The sequence below is a fragment of the Streptomyces sp. NPDC050416 genome (assembly GCF_044458845.1).
GTDB lineage: Bacteria > Actinomycetota > Actinomycetes > Streptomycetales > Streptomycetaceae > Streptomyces.
Genome location: NZ_JBITII010000004.1, coordinates 580614 through 602401, shown reverse-complemented (window position 1 = coordinate 602401; position 21788 = coordinate 580614). Strand labels below are relative to the sequence as shown.

Genomic DNA, 21788 nt, shown 5'->3' with positions numbered 1-21788 from the left:
GCCGAGCCGCCGGTACGGGCCCTGACCGAGCCGGCGAGCCACCAGCTGACGCTGGTCGCCCTGGGCGTGGCCCTGCTGGTGACGGCGGTGCCGCTGTCTCAGAGCCCGGCGAGAGCGGAGCGGACGGTGTCCAGGTCGCCGTCGGACGCCAACCCGGCGTGATACAGCCGCAGTTCCGTGGCGCCGAGCCGCCGGGCCTCGGCCGCGTCGGCGGCGAGGGTGCCGGGGCTGCCGCCCATGCCGGAGACCACGGTGAAGTTGGCGGCGATGACCGCGCCCTGCCTGCCCTGCCGGGCGAACGGCGTCAGCGTGCCGGTGCCGCCCGCGCAGGGCACGACCACCCCGTCCGCGACGGACAGGATGTGCGCCGGGTCGACCCCCGGGTTCGCACCGACGTGGTAGGACACCGGGTCCGCGTGCAGCAGCACCTGGAAGCCGTCGGGTGCTGCATCGCGCACGGCCCGGACCGCCGTTTCCTGGAGCGTGCGGGCGGTTTCGTCCCGGTACGCGCGCGTGGTGTTCGCGAGCGTCTCGCCGAGGAGCTTCTCGACGCCCGTCCAGCCGCCGTCGGAGGGCGTCACCCCCTGCCACACCGGCTCCAGCGCGGTCCGTACGGCGGCGGCCAGCTCGTCGGCGTCCAGGCCGTGCCGGCCGTAACCCTCCCGGCAGGACGGGCAGAAGCACAGCGCCATCAGGTACTGCCCGGCGTCGCCGAGGCCGACGCCGCCGGTCTTGTCGTGGGCGTGCAGATGCTGGAGGCCGTACCAGCCGAGGGACTCCAGCTCGGTGCCGCGCGCCCCGGGCCGTACGGCCGCCTCGGCCGCCAGGTCGGTCAGGTACGCGCGCGTGGCGGGCTGCGCGATGCAGGGCGCCCAGGGGTAGCGGTCGCCGTAGGCGTTGACGACCGAGGTGTCCGGGTGCTCGGCGCCCAGGCGGGAGTTGTGCGCGAGGACGACCCAGGTGTGCACCTCGAGGCCTGCGTCCGTGAGCGCCGCGGCGGCCTGGCCGAAGGCGTCCCCGGGGGCCCAGTCACCGGCCGGGTAGGGGCGCAGCTCCCGCCCGTCCCAGCGGTCGCCCGCCGGGTAGAGCACGGCGGCGTGCTCGGCGGTGACGATGCGGTGGCGCGGATGGCGGGGCGTGAGCGCGCGCGTGGAGTGGTAGGCGGCGGCGAGCGTCACCTGCTCCACTCCGAGCGCTGCGATCCGCGCGGGCGCCTCCGGGTCCCCGTTGACGTCCCAGGGGTAGACGAATGCCGACGCCTTCACTTGGCCTCCTCAAGCAGCGCGTAGCCGCGCTCGATCACTTCGGCGAGCTGCTTGACATGATCCCCGGTCGGCTCGTGCAGCGGGGGCCGCACCTCCCCCACGTCCAGTCCGCGCAGCCGGACGCCGGCCTTGACGAGGGCGACGGCGTAGCCGCGGCCCTGGGCCCGCAGCTCGACGAAGGGGCGGTAGAAGCCGTCCAGCAGCTTCTCCACCACGCTGTCGTCTCCGGCGCGGAGCGCCTGGTGGAAGGCAAGGGCGATCTCCGGTGCGAAGCAGAACACGGCGGACGAGTAGAGCGTGACGCCGAGGGCGCGGTAGGCGAGCTGGGTCTGTTCGGCGGTCGGCAGGCCGTTGAAGTAGAGGAAGTCGCCGGGGACCTCGCCGCGCACGGCGCTGATGACGCGCTGCATGAGGTCGAGGTCGCCGAGCCCGTCCTTGAGGCCGATGATCCCGTCGGTACGGGCCAGTTCGACGACGGTCTCCGGCGTGAAGACGGCGTTGTCCCGCTGGTAGACGATGACCGGCAGGGGCGTCGCGGCGGCGATCTCCCGATAGTGCCGCAGCAGGCCCTCCTGCCCGGCGACGACGAGGTACGGCGGCATGGCGAGCAGCCCGTCCGCCCCGGCCGATTCGGCGAGCCGGGCGTAGCGCACGGCGAGCGCGGTGCCGTACCCGGCGCCCGCGACGACCGGCACGCGCCCCTCAGCCGCCTCGACGGCCGCCCGTACGCAGGCCTCGAACTCCTCGGACGTGAGCGCGTGGAACTCGCCGGTGCCGCAGCAGGCGAACACGGCGGCGGCTCCGGCCTCGACGCCGCGGCGCACGTGCGTGCGGTAGGTGTCGAGGTCCACGGAGCCGTCGGGGCCGTAGGCGGTGACCGGGAAGAACAGCGGTCCGCTGGGGATGTTGAGCCGAGCGGCGAGAGGGGCTGACGTCACGAGCTCTCCCGGTTCCATATTCATGATTGCCGTCTACATTTCTGAACCACCCCACGCTAAAGCGCCCCCTCGACGCCGGTCAAGCGCGCGAACCCGCCACGCACCAGCGGATTCGCTCTTTCCGCGGCATACTTGACGGGCTCCGCCCCAGATCCTTAGCGTGTCCACGCATATGAATGCCGTGCACCCATCTGCACGGGTACCGTGCACTGATCTGCACGGCGGGAGATTCAAGGAGACCGAGGATGCCCGCTCCCCGCACCGTCCTGCTCACCGGCGCCGCCGGCGGCCTCGGCACCCTGATGCGGGGCCTGCTCCCGGACTACGGCTACGAGCTGCGTCTGCTCGACATGCGGCCGATCGAGGACGCTCCGGACGCGATCACCGCCGACCTCTCCGACCAGGACGCCGTGCGCGAGGCGGTCCGCGGCGTCGACGCGATCATCCACCTCGCGGGCATCTCCCTGGAAGCCCCGTTCGAGAAGATCCTCAAGGCGAACATCGAGGGCACCTACCACCTCTACGAGGCCGCCCGCGAGGAGGGCGTCGGCCGGATCGTCTTCGCCTCCTCCAACCACGCCGTCGGCTACACCCCGCGCCCCCAGGGCGACGACCCTCTGATCCCGGTCGACACCCCCCGCCGCCCGGACACCTTCTACGGCCTGTCCAAGTGCTTCGGCGAGGACCTCGCGCAGCTCTACTGGGACAAGCACGGCCTGGAGACGGTCTCGGTGCGGATCGGCTCCTGCTTCCCCGAGCCGACCAGCGTGCGCATGCTCTCGGTGTGGATGAGTCCCGCCGACGGTGCTCGCCTCTTCCACGCGGCCCTGACCGCCGAGCACGTCGGCCACACCGTCGTCCACGGCTCCTCCGCCAACACCCGGCTGTGGTGGGACCTCACCACCGCCCGGGCGCTCGGCTACGAGCCGCAGGACGACTCCGAGCCGTGGGCCGAGAAGCTCATCGCCGAGCAGGGCGAGCTGGACCCGGAGAACGAGGCGCACGCCTACCTCGGCGGCCACTTCGTGACGGACCCGCCGATCTGGCCGTACTGACCGGAAAGAGTCGTCGCGAGAGGGGCGGGCGGGCAGGAAACGGGCCCGCCCGCTCGGGCATCCGGGCACGGCCCGGATACGGTCGGGCAGCTCCCTCAGGGGCGCGGGGAATTGCGCGACCAGCCACAACGCACCCGCGAACGGCCACGAGCCCCCTCCGGCACGCGGCGCGTGTCCGGGACCGTACGGGCACACACGGGCACGAACACTTCCGCAACAGACCTGGTCGCCGTGGAACACCCGCTGTAGAACTTCCCCCATGGCCCGACCGAGGGCCCGAACGGGCAGCACAGCAGGAAGGCGGGTGACGGCCATGACCAGAACCGCGGAAGAACGCCAGCGCGAGATCGTGCTGGCCGCACGGCGCGCCGGCTCGGTCGATGTCACCGCCCTCGCCGCCGAACTCGGCGTGGCCAAGGAGACCGTACGGCGGGACCTGCGTGTCCTGGAGGACCACGGCCTGCTCCGCCGCACCCATGGCGGCGCCTACCCGGTGGAGAGCGCCGGCTTCGAGACGACGCTCGCCTTCCGCGCCACCAGCCACGTCCCCGAGAAACGCCGCATCGCGACCGCCGCCGCCGAACTCCTCGGCGACGCCGAGACCGTCTTCGTCGACGAGGGCTTCACCCCCCAGCTCATCGCCGAGGCACTCCCCCGGGACCGGCCGCTGACCGTGGTCACCGCGTCCCTCCCCGTCGCCGGCGCCCTCGCCGGGACCGACACCGTGTCCGTCCTCCTGCTCGGCGGCCGGGTCCGCTCCGGCACCCTCGCCACCGTCGACCACTGGACGACGAAGATGCTGGCCGGTTTCGTGGTCGACCTCGCGTACATCGGCGCCAACGGCATCTCCCGCGAGCACGGCCTCACCACCCCCGACCCGGCCGTCAGCGAGGTCAAGACCCAGGCGATCCGGGCCGCCCGCCGCACGGTCTTCGCGGGGGTGCACACCAAGTTCGGAGCGGTCAGCTTCTGCCGGTTCGCCGAGGTCGGCGCGCTGGAGACGATCGTGACGAGCACCCTGCTGCCCGCGGCCGAGGCCCACCGCTACTCCCTGCTCGGACCGCAGGTCATCCGGGTCTGACCACCCACCGCCCCTACACCCCTTCACCCCTTGTTCCCACAGGGCACCTTCACGCCCTGCGATGCCCCTTATCTCCCCATACATCCAGGAGCGATCCATGCGAACCCAGAGCCGACGACGGCCACCGCGAGCCACGCTCGCCATGGCCGCCGCAGGGACGCTGCTCGCCCCGCTGCTCTCCGGCTGCTGGGTCGGCGCGGGCGGGGCCGGATCCGGCGGTGACGCCATCAACGTCCTGATGGTCAACAACCCCCAGATGGTCGAGCTCCAGAAGCTCACCCGCGCCCACTTCACCAAAGAGACCGGCATCAAGGTCAACTTCACCGTCCTGCCCGAGAACGACGTCCGCGACAAGATCAGCCAGGACTTCGCCAACCAGGCCGGCCAGTACGACGTCGCCACGCTGTCCAACTACGAGATCCCGATCTATGCCCGCAACGGCTGGCTGCACGAGATGAACGGCTATCTGGCCAAGGACCCGGCCTACGACGAGCAGGACGTCCTGAAGCCGATGCGCCAGTCCCTCACCGGCGACGACGGCAAGCTCTACGGCCAGCCCTTCTACGGCGAGTCGTCGTTCCTGATGTACCGCAAGGACGTGTTCCGGAAGAAGGGCCTGACGATGCCCGCGCACCCCACCTGGCAGCAGGTGGCGGACCTCGCGGCGAAGGCGGACGGCGCCGAACCGGGCATGAAGGGCATCTGCCTGCGCGGACTGCCCGGCTGGGGCGAGGTGATGGCCCCCCTGACCACCGTCGTGAACACCTTCGGCGGCACCTGGTTCGACAAGGACTGGAAGGCGCGGCTCGACTCCCCCGAGTTCGAGAAGGCGACGAAGTTCTATGTCGACCTGGTCCGCGAGCACGGCGAGTCCGGCGCCGCCCAGTCCGGCTTCGCCGAGTGCCTGAACAACATGACCCAGGGCAAGGTCGCCATGTGGTACGACGCCACCTCCGCGGCCGGATCCCTGGAGACGGCGAACTCCCCGGTCAAGGGCAAGGTCGGCTACGCCCCCGCCCCCGTGGAGAAGACGAAGTCCTCCGGCTGGCTCTACACCTGGGCCTGGGGCATCCAGAAGGCCTCCCGCAACTCCGACGACGCCTGGAAATTCGTCTCCTGGGCGTCCGGCAAGAAGTACGAGCAACTGGTCGGCGACCAGATCGGCTGGTCCAACGTGCCCGCCGGCAAGCGGGCGTCGACGTACGCCAACGCCGACTACCGCAAGGAGGCCGCCGCCTTCCAGGAGATGACCAAGGAGGCCATCGAGGGGGCCCGGCCGAACGATCCCGGCGTGCAGCCGCGGCCCGCGCCCGGCATCCAGTTCGTCGGCATCCCCGAGTTCACCGACCTCGGCACCAAGGTCTCGCAGGAGATCAGCGCGGCCATCGCCGGACGCCAGTCAGTCGAGTCGGCCCTGAAGAAGTCGCAGGCGCTCGCCGAGAAGATCTCCGAGGAGTACGAGGGACGATGACCGCCATGACCACGGCCCCCGTGGCCGCTCCCGAGACGCGCACCCCGGTCCGCCGGCCCTCCGCCCGCCTGCGTGCCTGGGCCACCCGCGCCCCGCTGCTCCCCGCCCTGATCTTCATGATCGTCGTCACCCAGCTGCCCTTCGTGGCCACGCTGGTGATCTCCTTCTTCGACTGGAACTCCCTCTATCCCGACGCCCGGCACTTCACGGGCCTCGGCAACTACCAGGAGGTCCTCACCGACGCGGACCTGCGCCAGTCGGTGTGGACGACCGTCCTGCTGACGGTGGCGGTGGTCCTGGCCAGCCTGGTGCTGGGACTCGTGCTCGCCCTGCTCCTGGACCGGAAGTTCCGCGGCCGGGGCATCGTACGGACGCTGCTGATCGCACCCTTCCTGGTGGTACCGGTCGCGGCGGCCCTGCTCTGGAAGCATGTGCTCTACAACCCCGAATACGGCCTGTTCAACGGGTTGTTGCACTATGTGGGCGGCCCACAGCCCGACTGGATCTCCAACACCCCGCTGCTCGCGGTCGAGGCGTCGCTCGTCTGGCAGTGGACGCCGTTCATGATGCTGATCCTGCTGGCCGGCCTGCAGAGCCGTGACCACCAGCAGATCGAGGCGGCCCGGGTCGACGGCGCGAGCGACTGGCAGATCTTCGTCCACCTGACGCTCCCGCATCTGCGCCGCTACCTCGAACTGGGCGCCCTGCTGGGCTCGATCTACATCGTCCAGAACTTCGACGCCGTCTTCACGATCACGTCCGGCGGCCTGGGCACCGCCAACCTCCCCTACACCGTCTACCAGAGCTTCTACCAGGCCCACGAGAATGGCCTCGCCTCGGCCGCGGGCGTCCTGGTGGTCATCGGCTCGATCATCATCGCGACCTTCGCCCTGCGCGTGGTGTCGTCCCTGTTCCGCGAGGAGGTGTCCGGCGCATGAGCACGAACGCCCTGCGTGTGAGCCGTGTCCGAGGCAAGGGTGCGGGCCTCGGCCTGCTGGCCTGGCTGCTCGGCATCGCTTTCTTCCTGCCCATCGCGTGGATGGCACTGACGTCCTTCCACTCCGAGCAGGACGCGGCGACCAACCCGCCGTCCTTCGCCGCCGCCCTGACCCTGGACGGCTACCGCGAGTTCTTCGGCGCGGGCGGCGGCGCGAGCCCCTGGCCGGCGCTGATCAACTCCACCGTCGCGTCCGTGGCCTCGACCCTGCTGGTCCTGCTGCTGGCCTTCCCGGCGGCGTACGCGCTGTCGATCAACCGCGTCCGCAAGTGGACGGACGTGCTGTTCTTCTTCCTCTCCACCAAGATGCTGCCGGCGGTCGCGGGCCTGCTCCCGATCTACCTCTTCGCCAAGAACGCCGGGATGCTCGACAACATCTGGCTGCTGGTCATCCTCTACACCTCCATGAACCTGCCGATCGCGGTGTGGATGATGCAGTCGTTCCTCGCCGAGATCCCGGTCGCGGTGATCGAGGCGGCGAAGGTGGACGGGGCCCGGCTGCCCACGATCCTCGCGCGCGTGGTCGCCCCGATCTCCCTCCCCGGCATCGCCGCCACCGCCCTGATCTGCTTCATCTTCAGCTGGAACGAGCTGCTGTTCGCCCGGGTGCTCACGGGTGTGGTCGCCGAGACCGCCCCCGTCTTCCTGACCGGCTTCATCACCAGCCAGGGCCTGTTCCTGGCGAAGGTGTGCGCCGCGTCGCTCGTCATCTCCCTGCCGGTGCTCGCCGCGGGGTTCGCCGCCCAGGACAAGCTGGTCCAGGGCCTGTCGTTGGGAGCCGTCAAATGAAGGCCGCCGTCATCGAGTCCGTGGGCAAGGCCGTCGTCGCCGAGGTCCCGGACCCGACGCCAGGGCCGCGCGAGGTCGTCGTCGAGGTCGCGGCCTGCGGGCTGTGCGGCACGGACCTGCACATCCTCCAGGGCGAGTTCGCCCCCGAGCTGCCGATCGTGCCCGGGCACGAGTTCGCGGGCGAGGTGGTCGGGGTCGGCACCCAGGTCACGGAACTGTCGGTGGGCGACAGGGTCGCGGTCGACCCCTCCCTCTACTGCTACGAGTGCCGCTACTGCCGCACCGGCCACAACAACCTCTGCGAACGCTGGGCGGCGATCGGCGTCACGACGGCCGGAGGCGCGGCGAAGTACGCGCTCGCCCCGGTGGCGAACTGCGTGAAGCTCCCCGACCACGTCCGCACCCAGGACGCGGCCCTGGTGGAGCCCCTGTCCTGCGCGGTACGCGGCTACGACGTGCTCCGCTCCCGCCTCGGCGCGCACGTCCTGATCTACGGCTCCGGCACGATGGGCCTGATGATGCTGGAGCTGGCCAAGCGCACGGGCGCGGCGAGCGTGGATGTCGTCGACGTGAACCCGGCCCGCCTGGAGACGGCCCGCCGCCTCGGCGTCTCGGCGTCGGCCGCGAGCCCGGACGAACTCGACCGCCCGCAGGGCTGGGACCTGGTCGTCGACGCCACGGGCAACGCGGCGGCGATCCAGGACGGTCTGGACCGGGTGGCGAAGGCCGGCACGTTCCTCCAGTTCGGCGTGGCCGACTACGCGACCCGCGTGACGATCGACCCGTACCGCATCTACAACCAGGAGATCACCATCACCGGCTCGATGGCGGTGCTGCACAGCTTCGAGCGCGCGGCGGAACTCTTCGCGAACGGTGTCCTCGACCCCGACGTCTTCATCAGCGACCGCATCCCGCTGGAGCGGTACCCGCAGGCGCTGGAGCAGTTCGCGTCAGGGGTCGGCCGCAAGATCGTGGTCGTGCCGTAGGGCGGCGGACCGCTGCGGGCGGGGGCAGGCGAAATTCGCTGGGGCGCCTGCCCCCGCCCCCGTACGCTCACGGCATGCCACGACCCCACGGATTCGCTTACGAGCAGCACGCGGGCGGAACCGTCCGCATCACCCACCACGGCCGCCCCGCCACCACCCTGAACGGCCCCCGGGCCGCCCAGTTCCTCGCCGAGGTGGAGACCTCCGACCCGCAGCTCGTCATGGCCCGCTGGACCGGCAACTACAAGCGGGGCAACGAACGCACGGCCCGGGACCACCCCCGCAATCGCCGCTGACCCGATTGGCGGCAAGGTAAGGGAACGGCAAAACCGCCTCGCTCGTTCACCCGGCATGACAGCTATGACCCCCGGCTCGAACATCCCCCTGTCCGCCGCCCGCGTGACGGTGGACGTCGCCGCCCCGGTGCGGCTCGACGTATCGGGCCTGCTGCTCACCGCCGACGGCAAGGTGCGCTCCGACGACGACTTCATCTTCTACAACCAGCCTTCGGGCGCGGGCGTGACGTACCGCTCGGGCGGCGGTACCGCGCCCGACGCGATCGTGGTCGACACAGCGGCCGTGCCGCCCGGCATCGAGAAGATCGTCGTCACGGCCAGCCCGGACGCCGCGGGCCAGACCTTCCGGGGCATCGAACCGACGGCCACGATCCGCAACGCGGACGACAACTCCGTCCTGGCGTCCTTCACGCCCCCGCAGCTCGGTGACGAGACGGCGCTGGTGATCGTGGAGATCTACCTGCGCAACGGCCAGTGGAAGGCCCGGGCCGTCGGCCAGGGCTACGCCAACGGCCTCGCGGGCATCGCCACGGACTTCGGAGTCACGGTGGAGGAACCGGCCGCGGCAGCCCCGGCCCAGCCGGCGACCCCGCCGCCGGCGGCGATGCAGCCGCCGGTGGCTCCCCCGGCCCCGCCCGTCACCACGCCGGCGGCGCCCCCGGCTCCGGCCACACCTCCGCCGCCCGCCCCCGGCGCCGGGAAGAGCAACCTCGACAAGGGCCGCGTCAGCCTCCAGAAGAACCAGACCGTCTCCCTGATCAAGGGCGGCCGCCCCCTGCTCTCCCAGGTCAAGATGGGCCTCGGCTGGGAGCCGGCGTACCGGGGCAAGGACATCGACCTGGACGCCTCGGTCATCGCCTACGGCCCGCAGCGCAACCACATCGACAGCTGCTACTTCGGCAAGCTGTCCATCGTCGGCGGCGCGATCAAGCACTCCGGCGACAACCTCACGGGTGAGGGCGGCGGTGACGACGAGGTGATCGTGGTCGACCTCGGCCGCCTCCCGCAGGAGGTCACCGGCCTGGTCTTCACGGTCAACTCCTTCTCCGGCCAGAAGTTCACGGAGGTCGCCAAGGCCTACTGCCGCCTCCTGGACGCCACGACCGGCGAGGAACTGGTCCGCTTCGACCTCACCAGCGCCGAGCCGCAGACCGGCGTGATGATGGCCAAGCTGATCCGCCAGTTCTCCGGCGAGTGGGAGATGACGGCGATCGGCGACTTCGTGAAGTCCCGCACGGTCAGGGGAATGGTGAAGCCGGCGGCCCAGACGCTGTAAGGCACGCACCGCCGGCTCGGACGCCCCCTGCTCGGGGGGCGTCCGGTGTCCGACCCGACGGGTCAGCGACGCCCTGTCCCCAGCCCCTCCATCAGCAGCGTCAGATAGCGGCGGAGGTGACCGCCCTCCCCGTCCGCCAGCTCCGCCGCCGTCGACACGCCGTGAGCCAGTCGCAGGACGTCGACCGGATCGACGTCTCGGCGGAGCGTGCCCTCCTCCTGCGCCGCCCGGACCAGACGCCCCACCGCGTTCCTCACGGAGTCACCGCAGGCCGTGGCCACCCTCGAGCCGCTCCGCTTGACGGCCGGGCCGAGCAGCGCCCGCAGGCCGCGCATCTGGACCATCCCGGCGCCGAGTTCGTACAGCCACTCCCCCAGCGCCTCGCCCGGCGGGAGTTCGGCCGCCAGTTCGTCGGCCCGGGCCACGATCGCCTCGACGCGGTCGAGGTACGCGGCCTCCAGCAGCGCGTGCCGGGTCGGGAAATGCCGGTACAGCGTGCCCGAGCCGACCCCGGCCCGCTTGGCGATGTCGTCGAGCGACGCGCCCTCCCCGTGTTCGGCGAAGGCCTCGGCGGCCACCTTCAGCAGCCGCTCGTAGTTGCGCCGAGCATCCGCCCGCATGGGCCTGACCTGCGCCATGCAGCCACTCCTCACGAACCGGGGACTCAAGAACCGGAGACACTCTCCGCACCCTATCGAGAACGGCAGGCGGCCGGAGGTCCGCACACCCGCCGCCCGTTGGAGAGGACGTTGAGATCTGCCAGGCGACCTGGAGGGTGACGGGTCAGGCGGAGGCGCGGACCACCAGCTCGGGCACCACCCACGCGTCCGCGCCCCGCAGCGGCTCCTCCTCCGCGCGCAGCCGGGCCACCTGTTCCACGGCCAGCCGCCCCAGCTGCCGCTTGTCGATGTGCAGGGTGGTCAGGGCGGGTTCCACCAGCTCGCCCAGGGAGAGACCGTCGAAGCCCAGCACCGCAAGATCGTCCGGGACGCTCCGGCCATTTCGGCGGGCGGTGCGCATCGCCCCGACCGCGATCAGGTCGTTGAAGCCGAAGACCGCGGTGATCCCGGGCCGCGCCGCCAGGAGCCGTTCCATCCCGGCCTCGCCACCGGCGACGCTGTGCTCCGGGCACACCACGACCCACTCCTCGTCGACCGGCAGTCCGAGCCGCCGCACGTGCTCCAGGAAGGCCAGCCTGCGCGGGCCGGGGCCGTGCACGCCGTCCAGCATGCCGATCCTGCGGTGCCCCGCGCGGAACAGGTGGTTCAGGCCCTGCTCGACTCCGGTGGCGGCGTCGATGCCCACGGCCGCGAACCGGGTCTGCTGCGGGCCGCGCTCCAGCAGCACCAGCGGCACGCCTCCGAGGTGCTTGGTGAGGACGTCGTCCGGGTCCTTGAAGTAGCCCACGACCGCGTCCGCCTGGTGGGAGAGCACGTCGAGCGCCTGCCGCTCCCTGGCCTCGTCGATCCGGGAGTCCCAGACGACCACCTGCCAGCCGCGCTGCTCGGCCGCCTCCAGCACCCCGGCGGCCACCTCGGGGAAGAAGGGGTTCCGCAGGTCCGGGATGACCAGGCCCGCCGTCACCGCGCCCTTCTGGACGAGTCCGCGCGCGAAACGGCTGGGCCGGTAGTCCAGGAGCCGGGCCGCCTCCAGGACCCGTTCCTTGGTGGCCGGGTCGATCTCACCCTTGTCGTTGACCGCCCGGGAGACCGTCTGCCGTGACACCCCGGCCAGTCGTGCGACGTCGTGGATCGTGGCCCGGCGCCGGGCGCCCTCGGGCCGCTCGGCACCCGGCTCCGCCCGCTGATCGTCGGTCCACATGCTGAGCACTTTATCCGGCTGGGGACCCCGCCCGGCAGGGGCGGCCGCGCGGGCCCCTCAGTCGTCGAGCTCGGTGAAGAGCGTCAGCTGGAGGGCGCCCGGGGCCTCCAGCCGGGAGTTCAGGGAGTTCCAGGGGGTGCGGGTGGGCTCGGCGACCACCTCGGCTCCGGCGGCGGCCAGCTTCGCCGTGACGGCGACGGAGTCGTCCACCTGGAAGGCGACCCGGACATGTCCGGCCACCCGCCGCCCCACCTCCACCTCGTCGATGAAGGCGGCGTGGTTCGGGTCGGTCAGCTCCAGGGTGGCCCGCCCGGCCTCCAGGATCGTGACCCGCCCGTCCTCCGAGGCGAACGCGCCCTGCTCGGTCAGGCCGAGCACGTCCCGGTAGAAGTGCAGGGCGGCGTCGTAGTCGTCCGCGGTCACGACCAGGCGGAGTTCTCGCACGGCTGGTTCGTCGGGCATGGAGGCTCCTCCGGGGGCTCGGTCAACCGCTGACAACCCACGTGCCGGCCGGGTGATTCCCGCGCGGCCGGGAGGAGGCCGGCCGCGCCCCGTCAGGGGCGCGGGGAACTGCGCGAACGACCACGACGCACCCGCAGCCTTCCACCACCGCGACCCGGCAGACGAGAAGCCCGGCGCAGCGCTACGACGGGGTTCTCACAGTCACTGCTCAGAACAGCGCGCTGTACGCGTTCAGCGCCGGCTGTCCGCCCAGGTGGGCATAGAGGACCGTGGAGTCGCAACCGATCTCGCCCCGGGAGACCAGGTCGATCAGCCCGGCCATGGACTTCCCCTCGTAGACGGGGTCGGTGACCATCCCCTCCGTCCGGGCCGCGAGCCGCATCGCCGCCAGGGTGGACTCGTCGGGGATGCCGTATGTGCCCGCGTGGTACCGCTCGTCGAGTTCGACGTCGGACTCCGTCACCTCACGCTTGAGGCCGATGAGCCGCCCGGTGTTGTGCGCGATCCGGGCGACCTGGCCACGGGTCGCGGCGGGTTTCGCCGAGGCGTCGATGCCGAGCACGCGCCGGGGCCGCCCGCCCGCCTCCTCCAGCGCGGCGAACCCGGCGACCATGCCGGCCTGGGTGGAGCCGGTCACCGAGCACACGACCACGGTGTCGAAGAAGACACCCAGCTCACGCTCCTGCTCGGCGACCTCGTACGCCCACCCGGCGAAACCCAGGCCGCCGAGCGGATGGTCGGAGGCGCCGGCCGGAATGGCGTACGGCTTGCCGCCCGCCTCCTCGACCTCCCTGAGCGCCTGCTCCCAGCTCTCCTTGAACCCGATCCCGAACCCGGCCTTCACCAGCCGTACGTCGGCGCCGGCGAGGCGGCTGAGCAGGATGTTGCCGACCTTGTCGTACACGGCGTCGGGCCAGTCCACCCAACTCTCCTGCACCAGCACGCACTTGAGCCCGGCCCGGGCGGCGACCGCCGCGACCTGCCGGGTGTGGTTGGACTGCACTCCGCCGATCGACACGAGCGTGTCGCAGCCCTTCGAGAGCGCGTCGGCGACCAGGTACTCCAGCTTGCGGGTCTTGTTGCCGCCGTAGGCGACACCGGAGTTGCAGTCCTCGCGCTTGGCCCAGAGGGCGGCGCCACCGAGGTGCGCGGTCAGCCGCTCCAGGGGATGGACGGGCGAGGGCCCGAAGAGCAGGGGGTAACGCTCGTACGAGGCGAGGGACGAGGAAGACGAAGAAGGGGACGGCGAAAGGGACATGGGTCCTCCCGGGGTCGGGACGGGATGGCGATCGGTCTCAGTCGGCGAGCTCTTCGAGCCCGCGCCAGATCTCCGCCGTGACGCGGACCGCCTCGGCCACGTCACGGGCCGCGCAGGCCTCGATCAGCCGCTCGTGCAGCCCGGCCGAACGGCAGCTGCCGCCCTCGCCGAAGCGCTGTCGCTCCAGACGGCGGATGAGCGGGGTGTAGCGGGCGACGGTCGCGGCGGCGGCGCGGTTGCCGCTCACCCGGACGAGGACGTCGTGCAGCGCGTCGTCGGCGCGCAGGGCCCCGTCCACGTCTGCGGTGCCGACTGCAGCGGCGAACCGCTGGTTGGCGGCGCGCATCGCCTCGATGTCCGCGGCACCCAGCCGGGGCACGGCGATCCGCGTCACGAGCTCGTGCATGGCGCCGACCACGGCGGCGGCGTCCCTGACGTCGGAGGCCACGAGCGGGGTCACCCGGGTGTAGCTCTGCGGCTTGCTCTCCAGCAGCCCCTCGTCCACGAGCCGGGAGAACGCCTCCCGCACCGGCGCCCGGGACAGCCCCAGCCGCTCCGCGAGCTCGGCGTCCCGCACCACCGCACCGGGTTCGATCTCCCCGGCCACGATGGCGTCCCGGATCGCCTCGTACGCCCGGTCCCTGAGCAGGGTCCGGGACACGGGCCGAATGGCCTCCATGAACTAAAATGTTAGATGTCAATGGAGGGCCAGGCAAGGCGGAGGACGGCACCGCGTCCGTTCACTTTGCGGTCACAGCCGCACGGGACACCTATGGTCCCTTGGACGGTGCGGTACCGCATCCGGTCACGACACCGTTCGCGACCCATAGGCGGGATGGCGCAACATCGACGCAGTAGGTCCTTTTGACCCCGACCGGCGCGATGGCAGTAATGCGATCCCACACGATGGATTCCGCATATCCGCGGCGGCCAACGGCGGAGCGGCGAGAAGCAAGGCTGCGCGTGGCCAGTGAAGCCAGCGCTGCCGCCTTGTGATCTGCCCGAAGCCGTACCACTTCACACAACTGCGTCACTGAACGGCCATCGGCCACTCGAAGCCGCCACAACGGCTTGTCACTCTGATTGTTCTTCTTGCTGCTGATACTGCTCTGGATACCGAGCCGCAGCAAGACATCCCCAAGCTGGCGGACAAGCTCCTCAGAAATGTTGGCGAATTCCACCTGCCGCCTCTCCACCGAGCCGTCACTGTCGATAAGTCCCGCGACTAGGCCACAGGAAAACTCACGGCTGTATGGAAGAGCAGCCAATCGCTTGCCTTCACCTTTGAGCCCCCACACTCGATACTCAATCAGCAGGTCGCGAAGCGCGTTGCAATGCCATTCCGGATCCACGAGGCGTACACGCAACCAAGTGCCGTTGTCCTCCACGTTGGCGTGGCATCCATGCTTGGCCGCGTAGTCGCGGATCTGTTGGAGCGTTCCATCGTCGTGGCCAACCCATGTCGGGGTACGACCGGTCATGTTGCCGTCTCCGAGCATTGACCCGACGAACCATCCATCCCACTCATCACCAAACGTTCCGAAGAGGCCAGCCGTGAGCGGCGCAGGAGCCGCGCATCCCGGCAGCAGGCAGGCAGTGGGCTTCCAAGTCGGACGTCGTGAGCCCTCACGGCTTCGAACGGCCCACTGAGAGGTGGCCGTTGCTTCAATCACGCGACCGGATGCGAAGGTCACAGCGAACACTGGTTGCACACCACCATCGATCCAGCGCACCGGCCGAATGGCTACCAGATTGCCGACCTCGCTGTCTCTCGGGGGGTAGGGGCGTCCGGGCCTGGCTTCGCGGAGATCCCACTCCTTGTCGTACGCGAGAACAGAGCGCCTCGCAGCCACGACATCTTCTACAGGAGCAACCGTGCCATCCGGAAGCCAGATCGGGGTTCCTTCGGCCAGGCCTTTCCAGGCCGCAGTGCCACACCGCTTATACGAGCTGGACATATGGAAACCGTATGTCCAGCATCGTCAGCCATCCCTCGCAATCGCACAGGCTCACCCGTACGAGGGAACCCCGGTTTTCTACCGCTTCTGCCGCTTCCAGGGGCCGGTGATGGCGAGCAGGATGCCCGGCGTCTGGATGCTGGCGAAGAGGGTCCGGCCGTCGGGCGAGAAGGTGACACCGGCGAACTCGCTGTACTCCGGCTCCTCTTCGGTGCCGATGTTCAGCTCGTTGCGGGCGATCGGGTAGGTCCGGCCGCTGTCGGTGGCCCCGAAAAGGTGCTGCACCCCTTCCCCGTCCTCGGCGATGACGAGGCCGCCGTACGGGGAGACGGTGATGTTGTCGGGACCGTCGAACGCGCCGTCCTTCGAGGGGTCGGGGTTCACACCGAGCAGGACCTTCAAGGTCAGCGTCCGGCGCTTGGGGTCGTAGAACCAGACCTGGCCGTCATGCTGGACGGGGCTCTCCTCACGGGCGTACGAGGAGACGATGTAGGCGCCCCCGTCGCCCCACCACATGCCCTCCAGCTTGCGGGCGCGGGTGACCTCGTCGGCGGCGAACTGCTTGCGCACGGGGGTGGTACGGGCGTCACGGTCGGGCACGTCCACCCAGTCGACGCCGTAGACGGTGCCGGTCTTGGTGGCGCGGGACAGGTCGTCGACGAACTTCCCGCCCGAGTCGAAGCACTTGGGCGCCTGGAGCACACCGGCGTCGTCGGCGAGCTCGCGGAACTTTCCGGGGCCGTACGCGAATCCCTTGGGCGGGGTCCAGCGGAAGAAGAGACCGTTGGGGCCGGCGGCGTCCTCGGTGAGGTAGGCGTGGCCGCGCTTGGGGTCGATGACCACGGCCTCGTGGTCGTAGCGGCCGAAGAACTTCAGCGGCTTGGGGTTCCGGTTGGCGCGCCGGTCGCTCGGGTCGACCTCGAGCACGTAGCCGTGGTCCTTGGTCATGCCGTTGACGCCGGCCCTGTCGGAGTTCTCCTCACAGGTGAGCCAGGTGCCCCAGGGCGTGCGGCCGCCCGCGCAGTTGGTGGAGGTACCGGCGATGCCCACCCACTCGGCGACCCGTCCGTCGGGGCGTATCTCGACGACCGTGCAACCGCCCGCCGCGGCCGGGTCGTAGACGAGGCCCTCGGTGAGCGGCACCGGGTACTTCCAGTTGGCGCGCGGGCCCTTCAGCTCGTGGTTGTTGACGAGCAGGGTGGTGCCGCGGGGGCCGTCGAAGGTGGCGGTGCCGTCGTGGTTGGACGGCGTGAACTCGCCGGACTCCAGCTTGGTCTTTCCGCTGTGGGTGATGATGCGGTAGGTGAAGCCCTCGGGCAGGGCGAGGATCCCCTCGGGGTCCGGTACGAGCGGCCCGTAGCCGACCCCGTGCCGGGCGTCCGCCGCGCCCTCCGCACTGTCGGTGTCGTAGGACGCGAGGGCGTTGGGCGCGGTGGCGAGGGCGCCGACACTGCCCGCCAGCGCGACACCGGCACCGGTGATCGCGGAGTTTCTGGCGAAGTCCCTGCGGGTGAGCGACATGGGTGTCTCCTGTGACGGTGGATATGCCGTGGAGGGTGGCGGACCTCGATCACGGCCACCGTCCCGCTCATCCATGAACGCCGGTTGAACACCGCCCTAAGGGGCGCGGGACTGTGTTCATATGCGGCTCCGCCGCGCGGGCGCGACAAGCCACAACAGCCCCGCACGCGCAAAACAGGCTCAACCACCCTGCTGCGAGCGCGCCTTGAACGCGGCCTTCCGCGCCTCCTTCGCCACCTTCTTGTCCGGATGCAACCGCCCCATCGCCTCCAGCACATCAGCCGTAGCGGGATGCTCGACCCGCCACACAGCCTCGAAAAACCCACCGTGCTGCCGAGCAAGCCCCTCGACCAACGCCCGCAACTCCTCGGAGTTCCCCTCGGCAGCCAGCTGCGCGGCCACCGTATCGATGGTCAGCCAATAGACCATCGCCTCCGACGGCGCGGGCACATCCACCGCACCGTGCTCGGTCAGCCACACCCGGGCGAGCCCGCCCAGCTCGGCGTCATCGAGCACCTCCCACAACGCCGGTTCGGCCGAAGCACCCACCAGCGACAAGGCCTGCTGACACCGCAACCGCCGCAGCGGCGCCCCGGCGTCCGAACCCCGGGCCGCCGCCAGCAACTCCCTGGCCGCGTCGAGCGATTCCCGCCGCTGGAGCCACTGCTCCGTCTCGGCCTGCGCGGCACCGGGCGGGAACGCCGCCGTGCCGTCAAGCAGCGCGTCGGCTCCCTTGTCCGCGAGGTCCCCGACGGCCGGCGCCTCGAACCCGGCCTCCAGCAGCCGGGCCCGCAGGCCGTACAGCCCGAGCGGGGTGAGCCGGACCATGCCGTACCGGGAGACGTCGGTGTCGTCTACGGGCGCCGCGGGCTCCTCGTCGGCCTCGGCCATGAGCGCCTCGTCGACGGGCTGGTACGCCACGAGGCCCACCGGCTCCAGCATCCGGAACTGGTTGTCCAGCCGCATCATCGCGTCGGACACCTGCTCAAGGACGTCGTTGGTCGGCTCGCCCATGTCGCTGGGCACGATCACCGACGCGGCCAGCGCGGGCAGCGGCACGGGCGCCTCGGCGGGCGTGTCCTCGCCGGCGGTCAGCACGTAGAGGTTGCCGAGCACGCCGTCGAGGAACTCGGCCTCGGCCTCCGGATCCCAGTCGAGGGCGGAGAGGTCGACCTCGCCGTCCTCGGCCACGAGACCGTCCAGGTCGGGCACGCTCGCGTCGGCGAGCACCGTCTCCAGGGCCGCGAGCCACACCGCGAGCACGTCCTGCGGCGAACCGCCGGTGAGCAGCGCGAGGTCCTCGCCCGCCGTGACGGTGCCCTCCTCCTCGTCGACGATCTCGACGAGCCCGGTGTCCACGGCCACCCGCCATGCCTCGCTGGCGTCGGCGGCGGCGTCGTCCCCGCTCAGACCGAGCACCTCGGCGGCCGCGGGCAACTGCTCGTCGACGAGCCCTCCTCCGGCGTCGACCCGGGTCTGCGGTCCGGCCCAGCGGGCCAGCCGGGCGGCACGGGACAGCAACGGCGTGGACAGCGCGTCGCGCGCCAGCTCCGCTTCGGACGTCAGCCGCACCGGCGGCAGGGGGGAGCTGTCTGACATCGGCTGTTTCTCCTAGCGGCGCCTCATACGACTCAGCCGCTCAGCCTAGACGGATTTACACCCATGCCGCCTACTTCATGTCCCCGTCAGGGGTTGTACATGGCCGAAACCTTGACAAGTGCCCTGAGCAGGCTGGAGATTGACGCGCGTAGAAGTCTGCGGACACTTGTTCACCGGGCCAGCCCCACAGGCCTGCCGGTCCATCGTCTTCTACGCGCGTCACACCGCCCGCCCCACAGGTAGCGGCAGACAGTCCACGCTTCACCCTCGTCCCGGCGCCCTGTCACGTCCCCGGAGGGATTCCCGTTGCCGAGCAAGTCGTCCGCGCGCCTCGCCGCGCTCACCGTCGCCGCCGTGTGTTCCGCGGCATCCACGATCGTCCTCACCACACCCGCCCACGCGGACTCGGTCCGCATCCACGACATCCAGGGCAGCACCCGGATATCGCCGTACGCCGGCCAGCAGGTCACGGACGTGGCCGGAATCGTCACCGGCATCCGGACCTACGGCTCGTCCCGCGGCTTCTGGATCCAGGACCCGAACCCGGACGCCGACCCGGCGACCAGCGAGGGCGTCTTCGTCTTCACCAGCTCCGCTCCGAAGGGGGTCGCCGTCGGTGACTCCGTCACGGTCAGCGGCACGGTCTCGGAGTACGTCCCCGGCGGCACCGCCTCCGGCAACCAGTCCCTGACGGAGATCACCAAGCCGACGACCACGGTCGTCTCCAGCGGCAACCAGCTCCCCGCCGCCACCACGATCGACGCGAAGTCCGTCCCCGCCGCCTACGCGCCGGCCGGGGACACCACGGCGAACGGCTCGATCAACGCCCTCCCCCTCAAGCCCTCGGCGTACGCCCTCGACCACTACGAGGCGCTGGAGGGCATGACCGTCCGCGTCACCGACACCCGGGTCGTGGGCGCCACCGACCCGTACACCGAACTCTGGGTGACGGTGAAGCCGCACGAGAACCGCAACCGCCACGGCGGCACGGTCTACGGCTCCTACGACGCCCAGAACTCCGGCCGCCTCCAGATCCAGTCCCTCGGCGCTACGGCGGACTTCCCGAAGGCGAACGTCGGCGACACCCTCACCGGCACGACGGCGGGCCCGCTGGACTACAACCAGTTCGGCGGCTACACCCTGGTCGCGAGCGAACTCGGCACGCTCAAGTCCGCGGGCCTGAAGCGCGAGACGACGCGCGAGCAGCGCTCCTCGGAACTCGCGGTCGCCACCTACAACGTCGAGAACCTCGACCCGGCCGACGACACCTTCGCCGAGCACGCCTCCGCGATCGTGAACAACCTGAAGTCGCCGGACATCGTGTCCCTGGAGGAGATCCAGGACAACAACGGCGCGAAGAACGACGGTACGGTCGCCGCCGATCAGACGATGACCAAGCTGATCGACGCGATCGTCGCGGCCGGCGGCCCGAGGTACGACTGGCGCTCGATCGACCCGGCCGACAACACGGACGGCGGTGAGCCCGGCGGCAACATCCGCCAGGCGTTCCTGTTCAACCCGGAGCGGGTCTCCTTCGCGGACCGCGCGGGCGGCGACGCCACGACGGCGACCGGCGTGACGAAGATCCGCGGCAAGGCGCACCTGACGCTCAGCCCCGGCCGGATCGCCCCCGCCGACGAGGCCTGGAAGAACAGCCGCAAGCCGCTGGCCGGCGAGTTCGCCTTCCGCGGCCGCACGGTCTTCGTGATCGCCAACCACTTCAACTCCAAGGGCGGCGACCAGGGCCTGACCTCCCAGTACCAGCCGCCGGCCCGCAGCTCCGAGACCCAGCGCCACCGGCAAGCCACGCTGGTGAACGCCTTCGTCAAGGACATCCTCGACACCCAGAAGAACGCGGACGTCATCGCCCTGGGCGACATCAACGACTTCGAGTTCTCGCAGACCACGAAGGTCCTCGAAGGCCGCGGCGAACTCTGGTCGGCGGTCAAGTCGCTGCCCAGGAGCGAGCGTTACTCGTACGTCTACCAGGGCAACAGCCAGGTCCTCGACCAGATCCTGATCAGCCCGTCGATCCGCCGCGACTGTGACTTCGCGTACGACAGCGTGCACGTCAACGCGGAGTTCCACGACCAGATCAGCGACCACGACCCGCAGGTCCTGCGCTTCCGCCCGTAACCCCGGCCAGGGGCCGGCTGCCCCGAAGGTCCAGCCGGCCCCTCACCCGGGGATGAGCCCCAGGACATGCCGATACCGGCTCCCGCTCACCTTCTGCACCCCCGGGTACGTCCGCACCCGCTCCCACGCGTCGGTCCCGGGCGCCGCCAAGGCCCTGTCGTAGGCCTGGTCGCTCTCCCACTCGGCGTAGTTCAGCACGTGCCCGCCGTCGGTACTCAGATGGAAATGGGCGGAGATCAGCCCGGCGTGCCCCTCCGGATCGTCGGCCAGGGCCTTGAGTACGAGATCGACCCACTCCTCGCGCCGCTGTCCGGCCTCTTCCTCGAAGTCGATCCGCACGGTGACGATCAGCTCCGGCACCCGCAGATCCCCGATGGCCCGCTCCCGGCTGCGGTACCGCCGGTACCGCCCGAGCCCCAGCCGCTCGATCCCCGGCACGGCGGTGTCGATCTCGTCGACCCGCTCCTGCCGATGCGTCTTGACGAAGGCCTCGTAGGCCTGCTCGCCGCTCCACTGCGAGTAGTGCATCAGCGTGGACCCGTCGTGTCCCGCGTACACGTGGTACCCCAGCAGATCACCGGCGGGCCACGGCCGCCGCTCCCACGTCCGCGCGATCGCCTCCACGGTCTGCTGCTGCCGCTCCGGGGTACCGACTCGCCAGGTACTGAAGAAGGGAGCACCGATCCGGGGGTCGGTGGGGTCGGGGTGCTGCTCGGTTCGACGGCTCATGGAACACTCCAGTCGTATGCGCCGGTTGCTGCACACCCCACCTTTCAACCTCGACCAAGCTTGAGGTCAAGCGGGTTGCTGCGCAGCTGTGCGCTTCCAGGAAGTGCTCTGCGTCGATGCCGCTGCCGGGTGGGTCCGCAGCCCGGCGAA

At 70.6% G+C, this 21788-nt stretch carries 20 protein-coding genes; 9 read left to right on the top strand and 11 right to left on the bottom strand.

Features of this window, described 5'->3' with window-relative positions:
* Positions 1–98: 98 nt before the first annotated feature.
* Both ACIBL4_RS16040 and ACIBL4_RS16035 read right to left on the bottom strand, forming a co-directional pair.
* Complete coding sequence (locus ACIBL4_RS16040; protein WP_399410336.1) at positions 99–1265, bottom strand: hypothetical protein; 1167 nt, start codon at positions 1263–1265, stop codon at positions 99–101.
* Positions 1262–2203 carry a 5-dehydro-4-deoxyglucarate dehydratase gene (locus ACIBL4_RS16035; protein ID WP_399410334.1) on the bottom strand — a complete coding sequence of 314 codons (942 nt, stop codon included), beginning with the start codon at positions 2201–2203 and terminating at the stop codon, positions 1262–1264. Before ACIBL4_RS16035 ends, ACIBL4_RS16040 begins: the two co-directional genes overlap by 4 nt.
* 245 nt (positions 2204–2448) lie before the next feature.
* Here ACIBL4_RS16035 and ACIBL4_RS16030 point away from each other — a divergent pair, with 245 nt between their 5' ends.
* The 8 genes from ACIBL4_RS16030 to ACIBL4_RS15995 all read left to right on the top strand — a co-directional run bounded on the left by ACIBL4_RS16030 (position 2449) and on the right by ACIBL4_RS15995 (position 10154).
* Positions 2449–3258 (top strand): NAD-dependent epimerase/dehydratase family protein, encoded by an 810-nt coding sequence (locus ACIBL4_RS16030; RefSeq protein WP_399410332.1) that lies wholly within the window; start codon positions 2449–2451, stop codon positions 3256–3258.
* Between the two features lie 313 nt (positions 3259–3571).
* Positions 3572–4339 carry a DeoR/GlpR family DNA-binding transcription regulator gene (locus tag ACIBL4_RS16025; protein WP_399410330.1) on the top strand — a complete coding sequence of 256 codons (768 nt, stop codon included), beginning with the start codon at positions 3572–3574 and terminating at the stop codon, positions 4337–4339.
* Between the two features lie 97 nt (positions 4340–4436).
* Positions 4437–5810, top strand: coding sequence for an ABC transporter substrate-binding protein (locus tag ACIBL4_RS16020; RefSeq protein ID WP_399410328.1), 1374 nt, complete (start codon positions 4437–4439; stop codon positions 5808–5810).
* Positions 5807–6748: a carbohydrate ABC transporter permease gene (locus ACIBL4_RS16015; RefSeq protein WP_399410326.1), complete on the top strand. Its 942-nt coding sequence runs from the start codon at positions 5807–5809 to the stop codon at positions 6746–6748. Before ACIBL4_RS16020 ends, ACIBL4_RS16015 begins: the two co-directional genes overlap by 4 nt.
* Positions 6745–7596, top strand: coding sequence for a carbohydrate ABC transporter permease (locus ACIBL4_RS16010; protein ID WP_399410324.1), 852 nt, complete (start codon positions 6745–6747; stop codon positions 7594–7596). The genes ACIBL4_RS16015 and ACIBL4_RS16010 overlap by 4 nt, the downstream gene beginning before the upstream one ends.
* Positions 7593–8582, top strand: a complete 990-nt coding sequence (locus ACIBL4_RS16005; RefSeq protein WP_399410322.1) for a zinc-dependent alcohol dehydrogenase family protein — start codon at positions 7593–7595, stop codon at positions 8580–8582. The genes ACIBL4_RS16010 and ACIBL4_RS16005 overlap by 4 nt, the downstream gene beginning before the upstream one ends.
* Before the next feature lie 74 nt (positions 8583–8656).
* Positions 8657–8878: a hypothetical protein gene (locus ACIBL4_RS16000; protein WP_306968023.1), complete on the top strand. Its 222-nt coding sequence runs from the start codon at positions 8657–8659 to the stop codon at positions 8876–8878.
* A 64-nt stretch (positions 8879–8942) separates the two neighbouring features.
* On the top strand, positions 8943–10154 hold the full coding sequence (locus tag ACIBL4_RS15995) for a TerD family protein (protein WP_399410598.1): 1212 nt from the start codon (positions 8943–8945) through the stop codon (positions 10152–10154).
* A 62-nt stretch (positions 10155–10216) separates the two neighbouring features.
* Here the strand turns inward: ACIBL4_RS15995 and ACIBL4_RS15990 are convergent, their stop codons facing one another.
* From ACIBL4_RS15990 to ACIBL4_RS15955, 8 genes are all read right to left on the bottom strand, one after another.
* Complete coding sequence (locus ACIBL4_RS15990) at positions 10217–10792, bottom strand: TetR/AcrR family transcriptional regulator (RefSeq protein WP_399410319.1); 576 nt, start codon at positions 10790–10792, stop codon at positions 10217–10219.
* Between the two features lie 145 nt (positions 10793–10937).
* Positions 10938–11975, bottom strand: coding sequence for a LacI family DNA-binding transcriptional regulator (locus ACIBL4_RS15985; protein ID WP_399410317.1), 1038 nt, complete (start codon positions 11973–11975; stop codon positions 10938–10940).
* A 57-nt stretch (positions 11976–12032) separates the two neighbouring features.
* On the bottom strand, positions 12033–12437 hold the full coding sequence (locus ACIBL4_RS15980) for a VOC family protein (protein WP_399410315.1): 405 nt from the start codon (positions 12435–12437) through the stop codon (positions 12033–12035).
* Between the two features lie 208 nt (positions 12438–12645).
* Positions 12646–13695, bottom strand: coding sequence for a 1-aminocyclopropane-1-carboxylate deaminase (locus ACIBL4_RS15975; protein WP_399410313.1), 1050 nt, complete (start codon positions 13693–13695; stop codon positions 12646–12648).
* Positions 13696–13732: 37 nt separating this feature from the next.
* The gene (locus ACIBL4_RS15970) at positions 13733–14374 is read right to left on the bottom strand and encodes a GntR family transcriptional regulator (protein ID WP_399410311.1); all 642 of its coding nucleotides are present in this window, start codon (positions 14372–14374) and stop codon (positions 13733–13735) included.
* A gap of 91 nt (positions 14375–14465) precedes the next feature.
* Positions 14466–15653, bottom strand: a complete 1188-nt coding sequence (locus ACIBL4_RS15965) for an LAGLIDADG family homing endonuclease (protein WP_399410309.1) — start codon at positions 15651–15653, stop codon at positions 14466–14468.
* 78 nt (positions 15654–15731) lie between these two features.
* On the bottom strand, positions 15732–17174 hold the full coding sequence (locus tag ACIBL4_RS15960; protein WP_399410307.1) for an alkaline phosphatase PhoX: 1443 nt from the start codon (positions 17172–17174) through the stop codon (positions 15732–15734).
* Positions 17175–17354: 180 nt separating this feature from the next.
* Entirely contained in the window at positions 17355–18773 is a 1419-nt protein-coding gene (locus ACIBL4_RS15955; protein WP_399410305.1) for a hypothetical protein, read from the bottom strand.
* A 306-nt stretch (positions 18774–19079) separates the two neighbouring features.
* Here ACIBL4_RS15955 and ACIBL4_RS15950 point away from each other — a divergent pair, with 306 nt between their 5' ends.
* Positions 19080–20909: an endonuclease/exonuclease/phosphatase family protein gene (locus tag ACIBL4_RS15950; RefSeq protein WP_399410303.1), complete on the top strand. Its 1830-nt coding sequence runs from the start codon at positions 19080–19082 to the stop codon at positions 20907–20909.
* Between the two features lie 42 nt (positions 20910–20951).
* Here the strand turns inward: ACIBL4_RS15950 and ACIBL4_RS15945 are convergent, their stop codons facing one another.
* Entirely contained in the window at positions 20952–21638 is a 687-nt protein-coding gene (locus ACIBL4_RS15945) for an antibiotic biosynthesis monooxygenase (RefSeq protein WP_399410301.1), read from the bottom strand.
* Positions 21639–21788 lie beyond the last annotated feature (150 nt).

Excerpts from the sequence above, each read along its gene's own strand:
- ACIBL4_RS15980 (WP_399410315.1), bottom strand. The coding sequence starts at position 12,437 with ATGCCCGACGAACCAGCCGTGCGAGAACTCCGCCTGGTCGTGACCGCG.
- ACIBL4_RS16000 (WP_306968023.1), top strand. The coding sequence starts at position 8,657 with ATGCCACGACCCCACGGATTCGCTTACGAGCAGCACGCGGGCGGAACC.
- ACIBL4_RS15960 (WP_399410307.1), bottom strand. The coding sequence starts at position 17,174 with ATGTCGCTCACCCGCAGGGACTTCGCCAGAAACTCCGCGATCACCGGT.
- ACIBL4_RS15975 (WP_399410313.1), bottom strand. The coding sequence starts at position 13,695 with ATGTCCCTTTCGCCGTCCCCTTCTTCGTCTTCCTCGTCCCTCGCCTCG.
- ACIBL4_RS15990 (WP_399410319.1), bottom strand. The coding sequence starts at position 10,792 with ATGGCGCAGGTCAGGCCCATGCGGGCGGATGCTCGGCGCAACTACGAG.
- ACIBL4_RS16015 (WP_399410326.1), top strand. The coding sequence starts at position 5,807 with ATGACCGCCATGACCACGGCCCCCGTGGCCGCTCCCGAGACGCGCACC.
- ACIBL4_RS16010 (WP_399410324.1), top strand. The coding sequence starts at position 6,745 with ATGAGCACGAACGCCCTGCGTGTGAGCCGTGTCCGAGGCAAGGGTGCG.
- ACIBL4_RS15970 (WP_399410311.1), bottom strand. The coding sequence starts at position 14,374 with ATGGAGGCCATTCGGCCCGTGTCCCGGACCCTGCTCAGGGACCGGGCG.
- ACIBL4_RS16020 (WP_399410328.1), top strand. The coding sequence starts at position 4,437 with ATGCGAACCCAGAGCCGACGACGGCCACCGCGAGCCACGCTCGCCATG.
- ACIBL4_RS16030 (WP_399410332.1), top strand. The coding sequence starts at position 2,449 with ATGCCCGCTCCCCGCACCGTCCTGCTCACCGGCGCCGCCGGCGGCCTC.
- ACIBL4_RS15995 (WP_399410598.1), top strand. The coding sequence starts at position 8,943 with ATGACCCCCGGCTCGAACATCCCCCTGTCCGCCGCCCGCGTGACGGTG.
- ACIBL4_RS16005 (WP_399410322.1), top strand. The coding sequence starts at position 7,593 with ATGAAGGCCGCCGTCATCGAGTCCGTGGGCAAGGCCGTCGTCGCCGAG.
- ACIBL4_RS15945 (WP_399410301.1), bottom strand. The coding sequence starts at position 21,638 with ATGAGCCGTCGAACCGAGCAGCACCCCGACCCCACCGACCCCCGGATC.
- ACIBL4_RS15985 (WP_399410317.1), bottom strand. The coding sequence starts at position 11,975 with ATGTGGACCGACGATCAGCGGGCGGAGCCGGGTGCCGAGCGGCCCGAG.
- ACIBL4_RS16025 (WP_399410330.1), top strand. The coding sequence starts at position 3,572 with ATGACCAGAACCGCGGAAGAACGCCAGCGCGAGATCGTGCTGGCCGCA.
- ACIBL4_RS15965 (WP_399410309.1), bottom strand. The coding sequence starts at position 15,653 with ATGTCCAGCTCGTATAAGCGGTGTGGCACTGCGGCCTGGAAAGGCCTG.
- ACIBL4_RS15955 (WP_399410305.1), bottom strand. The coding sequence starts at position 18,773 with ATGTCAGACAGCTCCCCCCTGCCGCCGGTGCGGCTGACGTCCGAAGCG.